The 15,550-nt window shown below is 66.5% G+C and carries 13 protein-coding genes; 9 read left to right on the top strand and 4 right to left on the bottom strand.

The window, feature by feature from the left end:
- Positions 1 to 68 precede the first annotated feature (68 nt).
- Positions 69 to 689, top strand: coding sequence for a response regulator (locus ACR9ZJ_RS01000; RefSeq protein WP_481286558.1), 621 nt, complete (start codon positions 69 to 71; stop codon positions 687 to 689).
- Between the two features lie 74 nt (positions 690 to 763).
- Here the strand turns inward: ACR9ZJ_RS01000 and ACR9ZJ_RS00995 are convergent, their stop codons facing one another.
- A complete protein-coding gene (locus ACR9ZJ_RS00995) occupies positions 764 to 1,738 on the bottom strand; it encodes a GlxA family transcriptional regulator (RefSeq protein ID WP_481286557.1) in 975 nt (324 codons plus the stop codon).
- Between the two features lie 94 nt (positions 1,739 to 1,832).
- Between ACR9ZJ_RS00995 and ACR9ZJ_RS00990 the strand changes: the two genes are divergently transcribed.
- From ACR9ZJ_RS00990 to bla, 4 genes are all read left to right on the top strand, one after another.
- On the top strand, positions 1,833 to 2,471 hold the full coding sequence (locus tag ACR9ZJ_RS00990; RefSeq protein WP_481286556.1) for an HD domain-containing protein: 639 nt from the start codon (positions 1,833 to 1,835) through the stop codon (positions 2,469 to 2,471).
- 67 nt (positions 2,472 to 2,538) lie between these two features.
- Complete coding sequence (locus ACR9ZJ_RS00985) at positions 2,539 to 4,755, top strand: TonB-dependent receptor family protein (protein WP_481286555.1); 2,217 nt, start codon at positions 2,539 to 2,541, stop codon at positions 4,753 to 4,755.
- Between the two features lies 1 nt (position 4,756).
- Positions 4,757 to 5,842 carry a PepSY-associated TM helix domain-containing protein gene (locus ACR9ZJ_RS00980; RefSeq protein WP_481286554.1) on the top strand — a complete coding sequence of 362 codons (1,086 nt, stop codon included), beginning with the start codon at positions 4,757 to 4,759 and terminating at the stop codon, positions 5,840 to 5,842.
- A 201-nt stretch (positions 5,843 to 6,043) separates the two neighbouring features.
- Positions 6,044 to 6,847: a subclass B3 metallo-beta-lactamase gene (bla, locus tag ACR9ZJ_RS00975; RefSeq protein WP_481286553.1), complete on the top strand. Its 804-nt coding sequence runs from the start codon at positions 6,044 to 6,046 to the stop codon at positions 6,845 to 6,847.
- A 6-nt stretch (positions 6,848 to 6,853) separates the two neighbouring features.
- On the opposite strand, the gene ACR9ZJ_RS00970 is transcribed toward bla, so the two are convergent.
- Together ACR9ZJ_RS00970 and ligD are read right to left on the bottom strand one after the other, a co-directional pair.
- Positions 6,854 to 7,750, bottom strand: coding sequence for an acyltransferase (locus ACR9ZJ_RS00970; RefSeq protein WP_481282142.1), 897 nt, complete (start codon positions 7,748 to 7,750; stop codon positions 6,854 to 6,856).
- A 47-nt stretch (positions 7,751 to 7,797) separates the two neighbouring features.
- Complete coding sequence (ligD, locus tag ACR9ZJ_RS00965; RefSeq protein WP_481286567.1) at positions 7,798 to 10,344, bottom strand: DNA ligase D; 2,547 nt, start codon at positions 10,342 to 10,344, stop codon at positions 7,798 to 7,800.
- A 142-nt stretch (positions 10,345 to 10,486) separates the two neighbouring features.
- Between ligD and ACR9ZJ_RS00960 the strand changes: the two genes are divergently transcribed.
- On the top strand, positions 10,487 to 11,431 hold the full coding sequence (locus ACR9ZJ_RS00960; RefSeq protein ID WP_481286552.1) for a fimbrial protein: 945 nt from the start codon (positions 10,487 to 10,489) through the stop codon (positions 11,429 to 11,431).
- Here ACR9ZJ_RS00960 and ACR9ZJ_RS00955 read toward each other — a convergent pair.
- On the bottom strand, positions 11,422 to 12,999 hold the full coding sequence (locus tag ACR9ZJ_RS00955; RefSeq protein WP_481286551.1) for a DHA2 family efflux MFS transporter permease subunit: 1,578 nt from the start codon (positions 12,997 to 12,999) through the stop codon (positions 11,422 to 11,424). The two genes, ACR9ZJ_RS00960 and ACR9ZJ_RS00955, sit on opposite strands and share 10 nt — an antisense overlap.
- A 142-nt stretch (positions 13,000 to 13,141) precedes the next feature.
- Between ACR9ZJ_RS00955 and ACR9ZJ_RS00950 the strand changes: the two genes are divergently transcribed.
- From ACR9ZJ_RS00950 to ACR9ZJ_RS00940, 3 genes are all read left to right on the top strand, one after another.
- Positions 13,142 to 13,621, top strand: a complete 480-nt coding sequence (locus tag ACR9ZJ_RS00950) for a VOC family protein (RefSeq protein ID WP_481286550.1) — start codon at positions 13,142 to 13,144, stop codon at positions 13,619 to 13,621.
- Between the two features lie 95 nt (positions 13,622 to 13,716).
- The gene (locus ACR9ZJ_RS00945) at positions 13,717 to 15,183 is read left to right on the top strand and encodes an alpha-L-fucosidase (protein ID WP_481286549.1); all 1,467 of its coding nucleotides are present in this window, start codon (positions 13,717 to 13,719) and stop codon (positions 15,181 to 15,183) included.
- A 95-nt stretch (positions 15,184 to 15,278) separates the two neighbouring features.
- On the top strand, positions 15,279 to 15,545 hold the full coding sequence (locus tag ACR9ZJ_RS00940) for a DksA/TraR family C4-type zinc finger protein (protein ID WP_306848771.1): 267 nt from the start codon (positions 15,279 to 15,281) through the stop codon (positions 15,543 to 15,545).
- The last annotated feature ends 5 nt before the right edge of the window (positions 15,546 to 15,550 follow it).

Raw genomic sequence — 15,550 nt, 5'->3', positions numbered from 1 at the left:
GTCTTTACATGCGGCGCGCCGTGACATTGCGCGATACTCGCCGTTTCCGAGTTTCCCGCGAGCCGACCATGCCGTCCATCCGCATCCTGACAGTCGACGACCATCCCCTGCTGCGCGAAGGCATCGCCGCCGTGATCGAGGGGCAGGAGGGGCTGGAACTGGTGGCCGAGGCGAGTTCGGGCGAGGAAGCCATCGAACGCTATCGCACGCATCGCCCGGACCTTACCCTGATGGACCTGCAGATGCCCGGCATCGGCGGGATCGCCGCCATCGAGGCGATCCGCGCCGAATTCCCCGACGCCCGCATCCTCGTGCTCACGACCTACCGGGGCGATGTCCAGGCGCTGCGCGCATTCCGCGCTGGCGCGCAGGGCTACCTGCTGAAGAGCGAACTGCGCAAGGACATGCTGGTCACCATCCGCCAGATCATGGAAGGCAAGCGCCGCGTTCCGGAGGAAATCGCGCAGGAAATGGCGGGCCACGCGGATGACGACGAACTCACCCCGCGCGAAACCCAGGTGCTCACGCACGTCGCCCGTGGCGAGGCCAATCGCGATGTCGCCGCGGCCCTCGGCATCGCCGAGGAAACGGTGAAGGCGCACATGAAGAGCATCCTGGCCAAATTGCAGGCGAACGATCGCACGCACGCCGTCGCCATCGCCCTGCGCAGGGGCATCATCGAGCTCTGAGCCAGGTGTCCGAGCGAGCGATCGACGAGAGGTCCTCGTCGGTTGGCTCCTGACATGAGTTTCGCCGGGAGGGGTCAAGCCCGTACGTGCGCGTGGCGCTTGCGGTATTCGGCCGGGGTGACCCCGACCCGGCGCATGAAGGCGCGGCGCAAGCCGTTGACGTCGGCATAGCCGCAGCGCGCAGCCACCCGCTTCGGGCTTTCATGGCCATGCTCCAGCAGGCGGCGTGCCGCCTCCACCCGCATCGCCTCGACGAAGGTGGCCGGCGTCATGCCCACTTCATGCTGGAAGATGCGCGCGAAATGCCGGGCGCTCATGCCGACGCGCGCCGCCATGGACGCCACCGAATGGTCTTCGGCGGGATGGGCCACCACGTAGCGTTGCAGTTCCTGCAAGGCGCCGCGTCCCGCAGGCGCCGCGTCGCCATGTCGGCTGAATTGCATCTGCCCGCCGGGCCGCCGGTAGAACACGACCAGTTCGGCCGCCACCGCCATGGCGATATCCCGCCCGAGATCTTCCTCGACCAGGGCCACCGCGAGATCCATGCCGGCCGTTACACCGGCCGCCGTGCATACCGGGCCGTCGCGAACGACGAAGGCATCCGCCGCGACCTCCAGCGATGGATGTCGCCCGGCGAGCATGGCCGCCACGCGCCAGTGCGTGGTCACGCGGCGCCCGTCGAGCAGGCCGGTACGGGCGAACAGCAGCGCACCGCTGCAGATCGAGCCATAGCGGCGGGCCCTTTCGCTGTGGCGCCGCATCCATGCCACCGCCGTCAGGTCGACGGCGGCGCGCGGCAGGTCGGGCGAGCCGGCGACGAGCAAGGTGTCGAGGTCGTCGATCTCGTCGAGCACGCTGCGGTCGGGCAGGAAGCGCAGTCCGGACGAGGCGGCAACGGCCAGCGGCGCCATGCCGACGGTGATCACCCGGTATACCTCGCGGCCCGTCTGGCGGTTGGCCTCCGCGAAGACGTCCGCCGGGCCCGCGACGTCCAGCATCTGCACGCCGGCGGGGGCAAGGATGACGATGGTCAGGGATGACGACCGCATGGCATGCAATATGTCCGTATTTGATACATCACGTCAAATCATGACGGGTCCGGCGCACGGTGCAATGGTCTCCCACCCCACGAGGCTTCCCGCCATGACCACCATCGCCGGCATCGCCGTTCCCGACAGCGCCCTGGCACGCGAGATCACCGAACGGGTCCGCGACACCGAGACCGACCTGCTCTATCACCACTCGCGCCGCGTGTTCCTGTTCGGCGCCTTGACCGGCAAGGCCAAGGGACTCGCCTACGACCCGGAACTGCTCTACGCCGCCGCGATGTTCCACGACATGGGCCTCATGCCCGCCCATGCGAGCAAGGCGGAACGCTTCGAGGTGGACGGTGCCAACGCCGCGCGGGCGTTCCTGGCCAGCAAGGGCATCGCGCAGGACGATATCGACGTGGTCTGGGCCTCGATCGCCCTGCACACCACCCCCGGTATCCCGCAGCACATGAGGCCCGAGATCGCCCTGCTGACGGCCGGCGTGGAAATGGACGTGCTCGGACTCGGCTTCGAAACCGTCCGGAGCGCCGATCGCGAGAAGGTCGCCGAAGTCCATCCTCGGGGGCCGTCCTTCAAGACGGGCATCGTCGACGCCTTCTACAACGGCGTCCGCGCCAAGCCGGAGACCACGTTTGGCAACGTCAAGGCCGACGTCATGGCGTACAAGGAGCCCGGGTTCCAGCGCACCGATTTCGTCCAGTGCATCCTGCACAACCGCTGGCCAAGCTGAGCGTTGATTGCTCTGATAATCATTCGCACTTACGATGGCGGCCTTTCGCTCTTAGCAAGGCCGCCTCATGCATTTCCGTCCCACCACCCTCGCCCTGGCGCTCGCGAGCGCCTTTGCCGCGCATGCCGCGGCAGGCCAGGAAGCCCCGCCACCCGCGCCGTCCACCGATCTGGAAGGCGTCAAGGTGGTCGGCAACTGGTTGGGAGAAGCGGCCAGCAACACGGTGGCGAACCACCCCGGCGCCCGCACGGTGGTGCGCCGCGAGGAATTGCGCGAAGCCGGCGCGGTGAACCTGCGTGACGCCCTGCGCCGTATTCCCGGCGTGCAGGTGCAGGAAAGCAACGGCACGGGCGGCAGCGACGTATCGCTCAACGTGGGCGTGCGGGGACTCACCTCGCGTCTTTCGCCACGCTCCACCATCCTGCTCGACGGCGTGCCCATCGCCGTGGCGCCGTACGGCCAGCCCCAGGTGTCCATGGCGCCGGTCGGCCTCGGCAACCTGCAGGCGGTCGATGTGGTCCGCGGTGGCGGGTCGGTGCGCTACGGGCCGCAGAACGTGGGCGGCATCATCAACTTCGTGACACGCGACATTCCGCAGGCCTTCGGCGGAAGCGCCGGCGTGCAGATGCAGGGCGGCGAGCACGGGGGCATTCGCACCAACACCAACGCCTTCGTGGGCGGCACGATGGACAACGGGCTCGGGCTCGCCCTGCTCTACAACGGCCTGCATGGCCCGGGGTTCCGCGAGCACGAGGACAACGAGAGCATCGACGACGTGATGCTCAAGGCGAAGTACGCCTTCTCTCCCGAGGACACACTCACCGGCAGCATCCATCACTACGACGGCCAGGCCGGCATGCCTGGTGGCCTGAACCAGGCCGACTACGACGCGGACCCGTTCCAGTCCCGCCGCCCGTTCGACGATTTCCACGGCCGCCGCACGGATTACGTGCTGAAGTACAGCCACGTCGACGACCGCCGTAGCTTCGAAGTGCAGACGTACTATTCGGACAGCTTCCGCGGCAGCCACATCGAGACGATCACGCGGAACGCGAACGGCAGCTATACGCACCAGCTCATCGCCTATCCGCGCAACTACCACGTGTTCTCCACCGAGCCGCGCTATTCGCAGCTGTTCGACTGGGGCCAGGTCACCCATGAGATCGGCGTCGGCTACCGCTACACCAGCGAGGCGATGCACGAGCGCACCCTGCGCAACAACCGCTACATCTCCAACCTCTCTTACACCCCGTACGACAGCTTCCCCTATGGCGGCCCTTATGTGCTGTCCGGCAACAACACCGGCAGCAACGAAGCGCATGCGCTGTACGTCGACGACACCATCAACGCGGGAAACTGGACGATCACGCCGGGTATCCGCTACGAACGCATCGACAGCGAATGGCAGGCACATCCGAGCGCGACGGTGATTGTCAGGGGGCCGACGGAGCGGACGAAAGACTATTCAAAGCCGTTGCCATCGCTCAACGTCATCTACCACCTGAGTGACGCGTTGAAGCTCTACGCGAACGCGGAAACCTCGTTCGGTTCGTTGCAGTACTTCCAGATCGGGCAGAAGGATTCGAACAACCAGTTCGCCGCCGGACTGAAACCCGAGACGGCGCGCACGTACGAGATCGGCACGCGCTACGACACGAAGGCGTGGGGCGGAGAGATCTCGCTGTTCCGGATCAACTTCGACCACGAGCTGCAACTGGTCGGCAAGCTGCCGAACGTGCCGGACTCGTACGAGGGCTGGACCAGCCTCGGCGCGACGACGCACAAGGGCGTCGAATCCGCGGCGCACGTCGACCTGGGCGCCTTCAGCGACGCGCTGGACGGCCTCACGTTATGGGGTACGGCCACGTACACCCATGCGTTCTACAAGCACGGCTCGTTCGAAGGCCGCGACTTGCCGTTCTACTCGCGGCGCACGGCCAATCTCGGCTTGCGCTACGGCATCGCGCAGTGGACGTTCAACCTCGACGCGTTCGCCCAGTCGAAACAGCATTCGCCGGGTTCGCCGAGCTTCGATCCCGCGAACCCCACGGAATACATCACCGAGCCCTCGCCCGAAGGCGACCTCGGCGACATCCCCGGCTGGACGACCTGGAACGCCCGCGCCGAGTACGCCTTCGGCCCGTCGGCATCGAACCTCCGCCTGGGCGTGGGTGTGAAGAACCTCACGGACAAGCGCTACTTCACGCGCTCGACCGATAACAACGACGGTATCTACGTCGGCCTGCCGCGCACGTACTTCGTGCAGGCATCGGTGGACTTCTGACATGACGCCCTCGCCGCGCCGCTTTCGCTCCACGTTGAAGACCCTGCACTTGTGGCTCGGGCTCAGCCTCGGGGTGCTGCTGGCGCTGGTGACGCTCTCGGGAAGCGTGCTGTTGTTCGAGCAGCCGCTGTTCGCCGCGGGACATCCCGAGCTGGCGTCGCGCCCCTTGCCGGATCTCGCGACACAAGGCAGGTCGTTGCAGGCGATCCTCTCGTCGCCCGAGGGGAAGGGGTTGCGCGGGCTATCGCTGCCCGATGCGGAACTGCCGGTGTGGGAAGCACAGGAACGCGGCGGCAACCGCAGCTATTTCGACGCGAGCACGGGCGAGCTGCTGTTGCGCCGGAGCAAGTCCGGAGACAGTCTGCTTCTCCTGCTCGACTGGCATACGCACCTGTTGACCGGCGAAGTGGGCGAGACCGTGCTCGGCCTCGTCGCCTGCACGGGATTGTTCATGCTGTTTTCCGGCGTGTGGCTTTACTGGCCCGGGCGCCGGCGTGCGCTGAAGCACCTGAAGCCCCATGCGAATCCGCCGGTCTTGCGCTGGGCGAGCTTCCACCGTTTGGTCGGCGTCGCCGCGTTGCCCTTGCTGATCGTGATGATCGGCACGGGGACGACCATGGCCTATCGGGGCGCCGTGCGTAGCGGACTCACCGCGGCATTCGGCGAGCCCGCACCGGCGAAGCCACCCAAACTGCTGCCCACGCGGACACCGATCGATTGGGTGGCCGTGCTCCAGGCCGCGCAGGCCGCGGCGCCGGAAGCGCAACTCACCCGCCTGACCCTGCCATCGAAAGACAACGGCAGCGTGGTGCTGCGCATCCGCCGTCCCGGTGAGTGGAACCTGGCCGGACGCAGTTCGTTATGGATGGACCCTGGCACGGCGGCCGTGATCGGGGGCGTGGACGCGACGAAGCTCGGCCCGGGCGGCCGTCTCGCCGACGCGTTGTTCCCGATTCACTCGGCGGCCGTGGGCGGCACGACCTGGCGCGTGGTCGCCTGCTTCACCGGCCTGCTTCCGATGTTCCTGCTGGTGACCGGATTCCTCTTCTGGCGCGCGCGCACGCGCCGGAGGCCCTCTTCCCCCTGAGGCCATCAATCCCCCGAGGCCATCAGTCCCTGAGGCCATCAGTCCCCCGAGGTCATCGGTCCCCCAAGGCCATCAGTCCCTTGTGGGAGCCGCTTCAGCGGTGAAAGCTCCGCCACACGCCCGCACTTCGCCCCGATATCGACTCGCTGTCGCCCCGTGCCCGCATTTATCCTGCCTCCCGTCTTTCAAGGGGAACTCCACATGCGTCGCACCCTGCTCGCCCTCACCACCCTCACCACCCTCGCCGCCTTGCCCGCCGTCGCGGCGGACAACGGGGACTGGACCACACCCGTGGCGCCGCACAAGATCTACGGCAACACCTATTACGTCGGCACCAAGGGCCTCTCGTCCATCCTCGTCACATCGCCCCAGGGTCACGTGCTGATTGACGTGCCGATGGCCGACAACGTGCCGCTCATCGAGGCGAACATCCGCAAGCTCGGTTTTCGCGTGGAGGACGTCAAGCTCGTCCTCAACTCGCATGCGCACTTCGACCACGCCGGCGGTATCGCGCAGTTCGCGAAGGACAGCGGGGCGACGGTACGCGCCACGGCCGCCGGCGCGAAAGAGATGGGGCTCGGCGGTGACGACGCGACCGATCCGCAGCACGGCGAAGCGCCGTTGTACGCGAAGGTGGATGCCATCGGTGATGTCGACGATGGCACGGTGGTACGCATGGGCAAGCTTGCGTTGACCGCACACATCACGCCCGGGCACACACCCGGCGGTACGGCGTGGACATGGACATCGTGCGAGGGCACGGCCTGCAAGACCATCGCCTATGTCGACAGCCTGTTCGCCTTCTCCGCCGATGGCTATCGCTACAGCGACCATCCTTCGTATGTGGCGGAGTATCGCAAGACCTTCGATCGCGTCGCTGCGTTGCCTTGCGACATGCTGATCACGCCGCATCCTTCGCAGGGCGAGGGGAAGACGTGCGCGGCGTACGCGGAAGCCGGTCGTCAACGGCTGGACGAGAAACTCGCCCAGGAAGCCAAGCGGTAAGCCTGTTTACAGGGGCTTTGCCAGCATGGCCGCGATGCGCGCGTCTTTCTCGGCCCATAGCTGGTTCACCCAGGCCTGGAAGCGTTCGCGGAACGCGTCGTCGTTTTCATAGTCGCCACGCAGCGACGGCAGGATCGGCAGGCGGCGAACATGGATGCGGATCTCGCGGATCCGGCCGGCGATCATGTCCATCATGGTGCTCGGGCCGCCGGGGTACACGATGGTGACATCGAGCACCTGGCGGATCGCGTCGCCCATGGCGTCGATCACGAAGGCCACGCCACCGGCCTTCGGACGAAGGAGGTGGGTGTACGGCGATTTCTGCGCGTCGTGCTTGGCCGGGGTGAACCGGGTGCCTTCAGTGAAGTTCATGATCGATACCGGCAGGTGCCGGAATTTCTCGCAGGCGCGGCGGGTGGCTTCGCGGTCCTTGCCGCGCAGTTCCGGCCGCGCTTCGAGTTGCTGCCGCGAATGGCGCTTCATGAACGGGAAATCGAGGGCCCACCATGCCGGCCCGAGCAAGGGCACCCAGATGAGTTCGCTCTTCAGGAAAAAGCGCATGAACGGAATCCGGCGGTTGAAGATCTTCTGCAACGCGGGGATGTCGACCCAGCTTTGGTGGTTGCACACCACCAGATAATTCTCACGCCGGCCGAGGTTCTCGATGCCTTCCACCTGCCAGCGCGTACGCGTGAACGCGCCGAACAGCCAGCCGTTGAATCCCAGCCAGCTTTCCGCGATCCACACCAGCACGGCACCGATGGAGCGGCGCAGCGAGGCCAGCGGGACGATCAGGCGCAACCCCGTCACGACGAACAGCGGCAGCACGTGGCATACCGTGCTGACGAACAGCAAGATGCAGGCAAGGGGGACGCGCAGGAAGACGGGGAGTTTTGCGAACATGGACGGGCAGGTGGGGGTGGGATGCCGAGTCTACAGCGCGCGGAGGGTCAGGCACCCAGCTTCTCGTTCACCGAGGCCAGGTCCTGGCGGACCTTGTCCATCCCGTCCCAGGGATCCTTCTTCAACCGCGCCAGGCGCTTCGGTACGTTGCGAAGGTCGAACGCGTTGCCGGATCTGACTCGGCCCAATTCCTCCCAGCGCAAGGGAACCGCCACCGGCGCCCCCGGGCGTGATCGCAGGGAATACGAGGCCACCGCCGTGGCGCCGCGCCCGTTGCGCAGGTAGTCCACGTAGATCTTCCCGCGCCGGAAGCGCTTGGTCGCGGTCGCCACGAATTCCAGCGGATGCAGCGCCGCCATCGCTTCCGCGAAGCCACGGGCGAACGTCTTCACGGTGTCCCAATCGGCGCCGGGATTGAGCGGAACGACCACATGGAGTCCCTTGCCGCCGGTGGTGCGCAAGAAGGAGACCAGTCCGAGTTCATCGAGGAATCCCCGCACCATGCGCGCCGCCGCGACCACTCGCCGCCAGTCCACGTCGTCGCCGGGATCGAGGTCGAACACCACGCGGTCGGCCAGGTCGGGCGAGTCCACGTGGGAGCCCCATGGGTGGAATTCCACCGCGCCGAACTGGACGAGTTCGATCATGCCCGCCTCGTCACGCGGATACAGGTACACCGCCTGCGCACCCGTTTCCTCTTTCAGTTTCGCCGTACCCACGTGCTCGAGGCCGGCCATCACGTGCTTCTGGAAGAAACAGGGCGAACCGATGCCGCCCGGGCAACGGATGGTCGAGGTGGGCCGGTCGGCGATCGCCGGAAGCATCCAGGGCATGACGGTCCGGTAGTAATCCACCACGTCCTGCTTGGTGATTCCATCGTCTGGGAAGACCACGCGATCGGGATGGGTGATGACGATCGCATCGGCGCTCGCCCTGGCCGGAGCTCCCCTGGCCTTCGCCTTCTTCTTCGCGGGCGCCGGCGCGGCGCGGTCGGAATCGCGCAGGTCCGCCGGCGACTTGTCGACGCGCAACGCCTTCAGGCTAGGCTGGCGCAGCAGGTTCTGGTTGCCGATGCCACGGTAATAGACCTCCGCGACCGCCGTCGGTGGCACCCAGAGCGCACCGCGCAGGGTAGGATCGACCTGCACGATCTTCACCATCGGCTCCTTCGTTCCACCCTTCGCCAGCGTTTCGCCGAGCGCGCGCAGCATTTCGTCCGTGAAGCCGGTGCCGACACGGCCGACATAGGTCCAGCCGCCTTCGGCATCCGGACGGGCCAGCAGCAGCGACCCGAAGACCAGGCGGGAACCTTTCGCCGGCGTGTAACCGACCACGGCGAATTCATCGCTTTCGAGCCGCTTGATCTTCTGCCAGTCGTCACCGCGCCCGGCGTGATAACCGCCATCCGCGCGCTTGGAGATGATGCCCTCCAGCTTCTGTTCCATCGCCATGGCGAACACGTCGTCGCCGTGGCCGACCTGGTGTCCGCTATAGGCGAGGTGCGCGGGTGCGTGCGCGAGCAGGCGTTCGAGCAGTGCCTTGCGTTGGGACAACGGCACGCGGGTGAGGTCGTAACCCTCCAGGTAGGGCAGGTCGAACAGCATGTACACCAGTGGTGCCTGCGCTTCGCCCGACAAGGTGCGTTGCAGGGCGTTGAAATCGCTGCGCCCCCGCGCATCGATCGCGATCAGTTCGCCGTCCAGCCGCAGGCTGTCCAGGCCGAGGCTTTCGATGGCCGCGACGATTTCCGGAAGGCGATCGTTCCAGGGCAGGGCGTTGCGCGACCAGAGCATCGCCTTGCCCTTGGCCACGCCCGTGAGGATGCGGTAACCATCCCACTTCACCTCGTGCAACCAGCCGTCGCCCTGTGGCGGTGACTCGCGAAGACGGGCGAGCTGCGGCGCGAAGAAGTCGGCGCTGGCTCGTGCCTTGCGGGCGCCATCCAGCGCGGCCACCGCCTTGGCAAGCGTGGCGGCCGACACCTTGCGTGCCTTCGGTGGCGCTTTCCTGCGCGACGTGGATTTCTTCGCCGCCGCGCGCAGGCCGAGTGTCGTCGCCGCGCGGCGTGTGCTTTCGCGCATCTTCGCGTCCAGCAGGTCGTCCGCTTCCACGTCGCCCGCGTAGGCATCGTCCGCCTTGATCAGGAACCACGCGGGCTGCCGCTCCTTCTTCGCGCCACGCACGAGGTGCCACTCGCCCTTGAGCCGCTTGCCGAACAGTTCGAAGGTGAGATGGCCCTTGCGGATCTGTGCCTCGGCGTCGCCTCGCGTAGCCCATACGCCACGATCGAACAGGTCGACGTGTCCCTTCCCGTATCCTTCCTCGATGTCGCCTTCGAAGCTGGCATAGGACACGGGATGGTCTTCCACTTCCACCGCCAGCCGTTTCACCCTGGGGTCGTAGCTTGGCCCCTTGGGCACCGCCCAGCTACGCAGCACGTCGCCCACCTGGAGGCGAAAATCGAAGTGCCGGCGTGAGGCGTGGTGCAGCTGCACCACGAAGATGGCGCGGCCGCCGCCGAGGGCGGAATCGTCCGGCGCGGGTTCGCGGGTCTTCGCGAAGTTTCGCTTGCGGCGGTAGTCCTGCAGGGTCATGCGCCGATGGTTGGCGAGGCCGGGTGAACGCACCGTGCAATGCGGCCGCGCGTTGTCATCGCATTTTCAGATTCGTCGTATGGGATGCGTGTTGGCCGGTGGGCAGACTTCCAGGACATCTGTCCCCCAGGGAACCCGCCCCATGCCCTCGCCGTCCACGTACCGGTTCTTCGTTGCCACCGCCCTCCTGCTCGCGGTGGGCCCATCGCAGGCGGGATGCCTGGGCCATCCGTCGCAGGGCACGCCGCAACCGCTTTCCTTCGGTACCGTCGAGGCGGCGGTGGATGCGGCACCGCGAACCGTGCTCGCGGAACGCGTCACCACCGGTTGGGATTCCCCCGGCTTCAAATGCGTCAAGCCGACACGTACCGCCAGCCTGGGTGTTTTCACGACTCCCAGCGCCCTGGGAGACGGAATCTACGACACCAACGTGCCCGGCGTCGGTATTCGTATCCAGTTCCACCATAGCGGCCAGGGTGACCTGGTCGTGCCGTATAGCTCGCACATTCCTTGGATTTTCGACGGCAAGCTGAGCAACGCTCGGTTCACCGTGCAACTCATCAAGACGGGGCCGATCCTCGAAGGAGGGTCCCTGACGCGGGGCACCCTGGCCCGGGCCGGTTACGACGGCCAAGCCCAGGTATGGACCGACTTGCTCGACGCGCGCGTAGAGCCGCAGCGGCCCACCTGTGCTTTCGCCTCGCGCCGACTGGTCTTCCCGATCGGCAACGTCGAAGGCGGCACCCTCGCCGTGGCCGGAAGCAGTCATTGGGCCACGCAGCAACTGGTCGCCACGGGATGCACGAACGCCACCCAGATACTCCTGACCTTCGCCGGCGCGGCGGACGAGGCCGATGCCACCCTGTTCAAGCTCACCGGCAACGGTGCCGCGACGGGTGTCGCCGTGGAACTTCGCAGCGACGATCCCGATGCCCAGGCCATTCCCAACAGCGCCGCTCCGCTCATCCTGGGCGCGGTGCAGGAAGGCCGGAATTATGGCTTCCGGGCCCGCTATCGCACGACCGGAAAGCCCATCGCCCCAGGCTCCGCGAATGCGAGTGTCACCGTGAACGTCGCCTATCGTTGAAGCTCGCCGTCGGCAGAGGCGCTGACCGGCTGCCTGCGGCTCAGGCCGAGCGCCGCCACCAGGGCCGAGAGTACCGACAGGCCCGCCGAAAAAAGCATGACCGCACGGAAACCCGCTACGAAGGATTCCCCGATCACACGGCGCGCGTCGGCGTTCGCGACTTGAATGCCGGCCAGCTTGGCGCGTTGCGTCACGATGCCGTGCACGGTGTCGCCATCCAGGTTCAACGTCGCCAACCGGGTATCCAGCGTGGCATTGAACACTTCGGTCAACACCACGCCGAACACCGCGATGGCGAGTAACCCCGCGGTGCGCGATATCGCGTTGTTGATGCCCGAAGCGGTGCCGGCCAACGAGGGATCGAGAGCATTCATCACCGTGGTGGTGAGAGGAGCGACGACGATGCTCATGCCCAAGCCGAGTACGCAGCTGGCCGGAAAGAATGTCGTCCAATAGCTTGCACCGACGCCGGGCAGCGCGTACAGGCCGAAGCCGGCGGCGGCCACGAGCGGCCCCACCATCAATGGCAGCCGCGCGCCGACGTGGTCGACCAGTTGGCCGGTCCAGCGCGACAGGGCGAACATGATCACGATCACGGGCAGCAAGGAGGCGCCCGCGCCGGTCGCGCCGTAGCCTTGCACCTGGATCAGGTTCAGTGGGATGAAGAACAGGCTTCCGCCGAGCGCCGCGTACAGCAACAGCGTGAGTGCGTTGGCCGCCGAGAAATCGCGGTTGCGGAACAGGCGCAGCGGCAACATCGGCGTGCTCGTGCGGCGTTCCACCAGGATGAAGGCGACAAGTGCCGCCACGCCCACGCAGGCGGCGCCGGCGACCGAAGGGGCGGACCATCCGCGCAGCGGTCCTTCGATCAGTGCGAAGACGACGCCTGCCAGCCCCGATGTCGCCAGGACGGCGCCGCCGACGTCGAGTTGGCCACTGGCGAGACCGCCACGGCTCTCGGGTACCCGCCACCAGCATATCGCCACGAGTGCCACGCCGAGCGGCAGGTTGATCAGGAAGGCCCAGTGCCAGGACACATGCTCGACCAGGTATCCGCCAAGCACCGGCCCGGCCGCCGCCGTGATACCGCTGAAGGCGGACCAGGTGCCGATGGCGGCGCCCCGCCGCTCCTTGGGGAACGCACTGCTGATGAGCGCGAGGCTGCCGGGTACGAGGAGGGCGGCACCGAACCCTTGTATGGCGCGCCCGCCGATAAGGGCGGCTATGCCCGGTGCTCCCGCGCAAACCAGCGAAGCCAGTGTGAATACCGCCGTGCCGATCATGAACACGCGACGGCGTCCGAAGCGGTCACCGAGCACGCCACCGACCAACAGCAAGGCGGATAGAAGCAGGGCATAGGCTTCCATCACCCATTGCGCGTCCGCCGTCGTGGCGTCCAGGGCTTTCTGGATGGCCGGCAAGGCGACATTGACGATCGTGCCGTCGACGAAGGCCATGCCCGAGCCGACGATGGCGGCGACGAGGGTCCAGCGGCGTGCGGCGTCGCCGCAATCGACGGCATCCTCGCCGGCCGCGCGCTCGTCGGGGTAGGGGTTCGGAAGGGTCATGGCGGGCAGCCTAGCGCGTCGACGGGGGTGACGCCTTGCATGGCCCCACCCGGGCATTGTCGATCTGGCGTGTCCCCGTTCGACGAATGGGTGAAAGGCCGCTCCCCGGCCCGCTCGAGCCCACCGGACTCAGGAGACTCCCATGTCCCATCGTTTCCAGCGCATCACGCCATTCCTCTGGTTCGACACCGAGGCCGAGGAAGCCGCCAATCACTATGTCTCGATCTTCCCCCATTCGCGGGTGGTCGGCACGACACGTTATTCCAAGGAAGTATCGGCGGTTTCGGGCCGGCCGGAGGGCTCGGTGATGACGGTCGCCTTCGAACTGGACGGCCACCCCATCACCGCGCTCAACGGCGGGCCGACGTTCAAGTTCACCGAGGCGGTTTCCCTCGTCGTCCACTGCCACGATCAGGCCGAGATCGACCATTACTGGGAGAAGCTATCGGCGGGGGGCGACCCGCGCGCCCAGGCCTGCGGTTGGCTGAAGGACAAGTACGGCCTGTCGTGGCAGGTGATCCCGGAGAATATCGAGGAGCTGGTGCAAAACCCCGGCTCCGTCGCCGCCCTGATGCACATGACCAAGCTCGACATCGCCGCGATGAAGGCGGCGGCGACCTGATCGTCGCGCATGCCCGGTGGTGTGACGCGGTCGCGTTGACATGAACTGCCCACGCGGCGAGAGTCGAACGTCACGCCAACCGGGGAGTGGGTCCATTGAATCGACGAGAGTTCGCGAAGGCGTTGGCCGCGGCGGGCGCCTTCAGCAGTGGCCTCTGGCCTGCGGTAAGGACGATGGCGGCGACGCCTTCACCCTCGGCGAGGGATCGCGTGGCAGTGGATCCGGATCGCCTCCTGGCCCTGCAGCAGGCCTTTCTCGATCTCCGCTTCGGCATGTTCATCCACTTGAACCTCGCCACTTTCGAGGAACGGGAGTGGGGCGATCCCGCGCTGTCACCGAAGCTGTTCGATCCGAAGCACCTCGACACCGACCAGTGGGCGCGTGCCGCGAAGTCCGCCCACATGGGCTACGCCTGCCTCACCACCAAGCATCATGACGGCTTCTGCCTGTGGCCGACCCGGACCGGCAGCGCCAACATCATGCAATCCTCGTACCCGCACGATGTCGTGCGCCGCTACGTCGATTCGTTCCGCAAGGCGGGACTCAAGGTCTGCTTGTACTTCTCCATCCTCGACCTGCGCCAGGACATCCGCGCGCGCACGGTCACGCCGGAGAAGATCGCGCTGATCAAGGCGCAGATCACCGAATTGCTGACGAACTACGGCCCGCTCACCGCGTTGATCCTCGATGGCTGGAACGCATCCTGGTCGCGCATCTCGTACGCCGAGTTGCCGTATCGCGAGATCTACGACCTGGTGAAGTCGCTGCAGCCGGATTGCCTGCTCACCGACCACAACGCGGGCAGCTATCCCGGCACGGCGCTCTACTACACCGACATCAAGCAGTACGAGCAACACGCAGGGCAGAAGATCCCGCCGGACAGTCCCGTGCCTTCGCAATCGGGCACGACCTTGCAGAGCGACTGGTTCTGGAAGAAGGCCTATCCCACCTCGGAACTCGCGTCGGCGAAGACCATCGTCGAGGAATGGCTGAAGCCGTTCAACGACAACCATTGCAACCTCATCCTCAACGTGGCGCCGAACCGTGACGGCCGTTTCGACGATAACGCCGTGGCGCGGCTGGCCGAGATCGGCACGCTATGGAAGAACGAGGGGCCCGCGGCGAAGATCGGCCGCTCGGTGACGATCACCACGCCCGACCTCGCCGCCGGCAAGCCGGCATGGGCCAGTGCGAGCGACGAGGCCGTGGGCCCGGACCAGGCGTTCGACGATAACTTCCGCACCTACTGGCTTGCCGATCGCGGCAAGAACGAGGGTTGGATCGAGGTGCGCTTCGATGCGCCGGTGTCGTTCAATACCTTGTCCATCGTGGAACCGCTGCACGACGAGGACTATGGCGATACGAGCCGCATCGCGTCGTACAAGGTGGAAGTCGAACGCGACGGTGCGTGGGTGGAGGTGGTGTCCGGCACGAAGCCCGCGCACTACCAGTTCCACGAGGTGGCGCGTACGACGGCGAAGCGCGTCAGGCTCAGCGTTGCCGGAAGGCAGCCGGGTATCACGGAGTTCGGTTTGTACGATGAACCGAGGGTGGCCGGCTGACGCCGAAGCGCCGTAGGAGCGGCGCTTCACGCCTTTAAAACCAAAGACTTGCCACCATGTTCTTGCGCCTGAGCCAACGCGCCGGGAGGTGACCCATGGCAACCGGATGGGCGGGCGATACCGCCGTGCAGGACCAGATCGATGCCACCGTGGACGACGCGGTGAAGCGCGCCCGTAGCCGCCTTGCGAAAGGGCCGAGCCTGGAGCGCTGCGAGGAGTGCGACAAGCCGATACCCGAGGCGCGCCGCAAGGCGGTACCCGGCGTGCGGTTGTGCGTGGTGTGCCAGGAAGCGGCCGATCGCGAGGAAGCGGCGTTCGCCGGCTACAACCGCCGCGGGAGCAAGGACAGCCAGCTGCGTTGAAGGCG

Source organism: Luteibacter sp. KNZ12-1A, assembly GCF_056755675.1.
The sequence above is the reverse complement of the archived record's forward strand: the minus strand, read 5'-3'. Positions and strand labels throughout refer to the sequence as shown.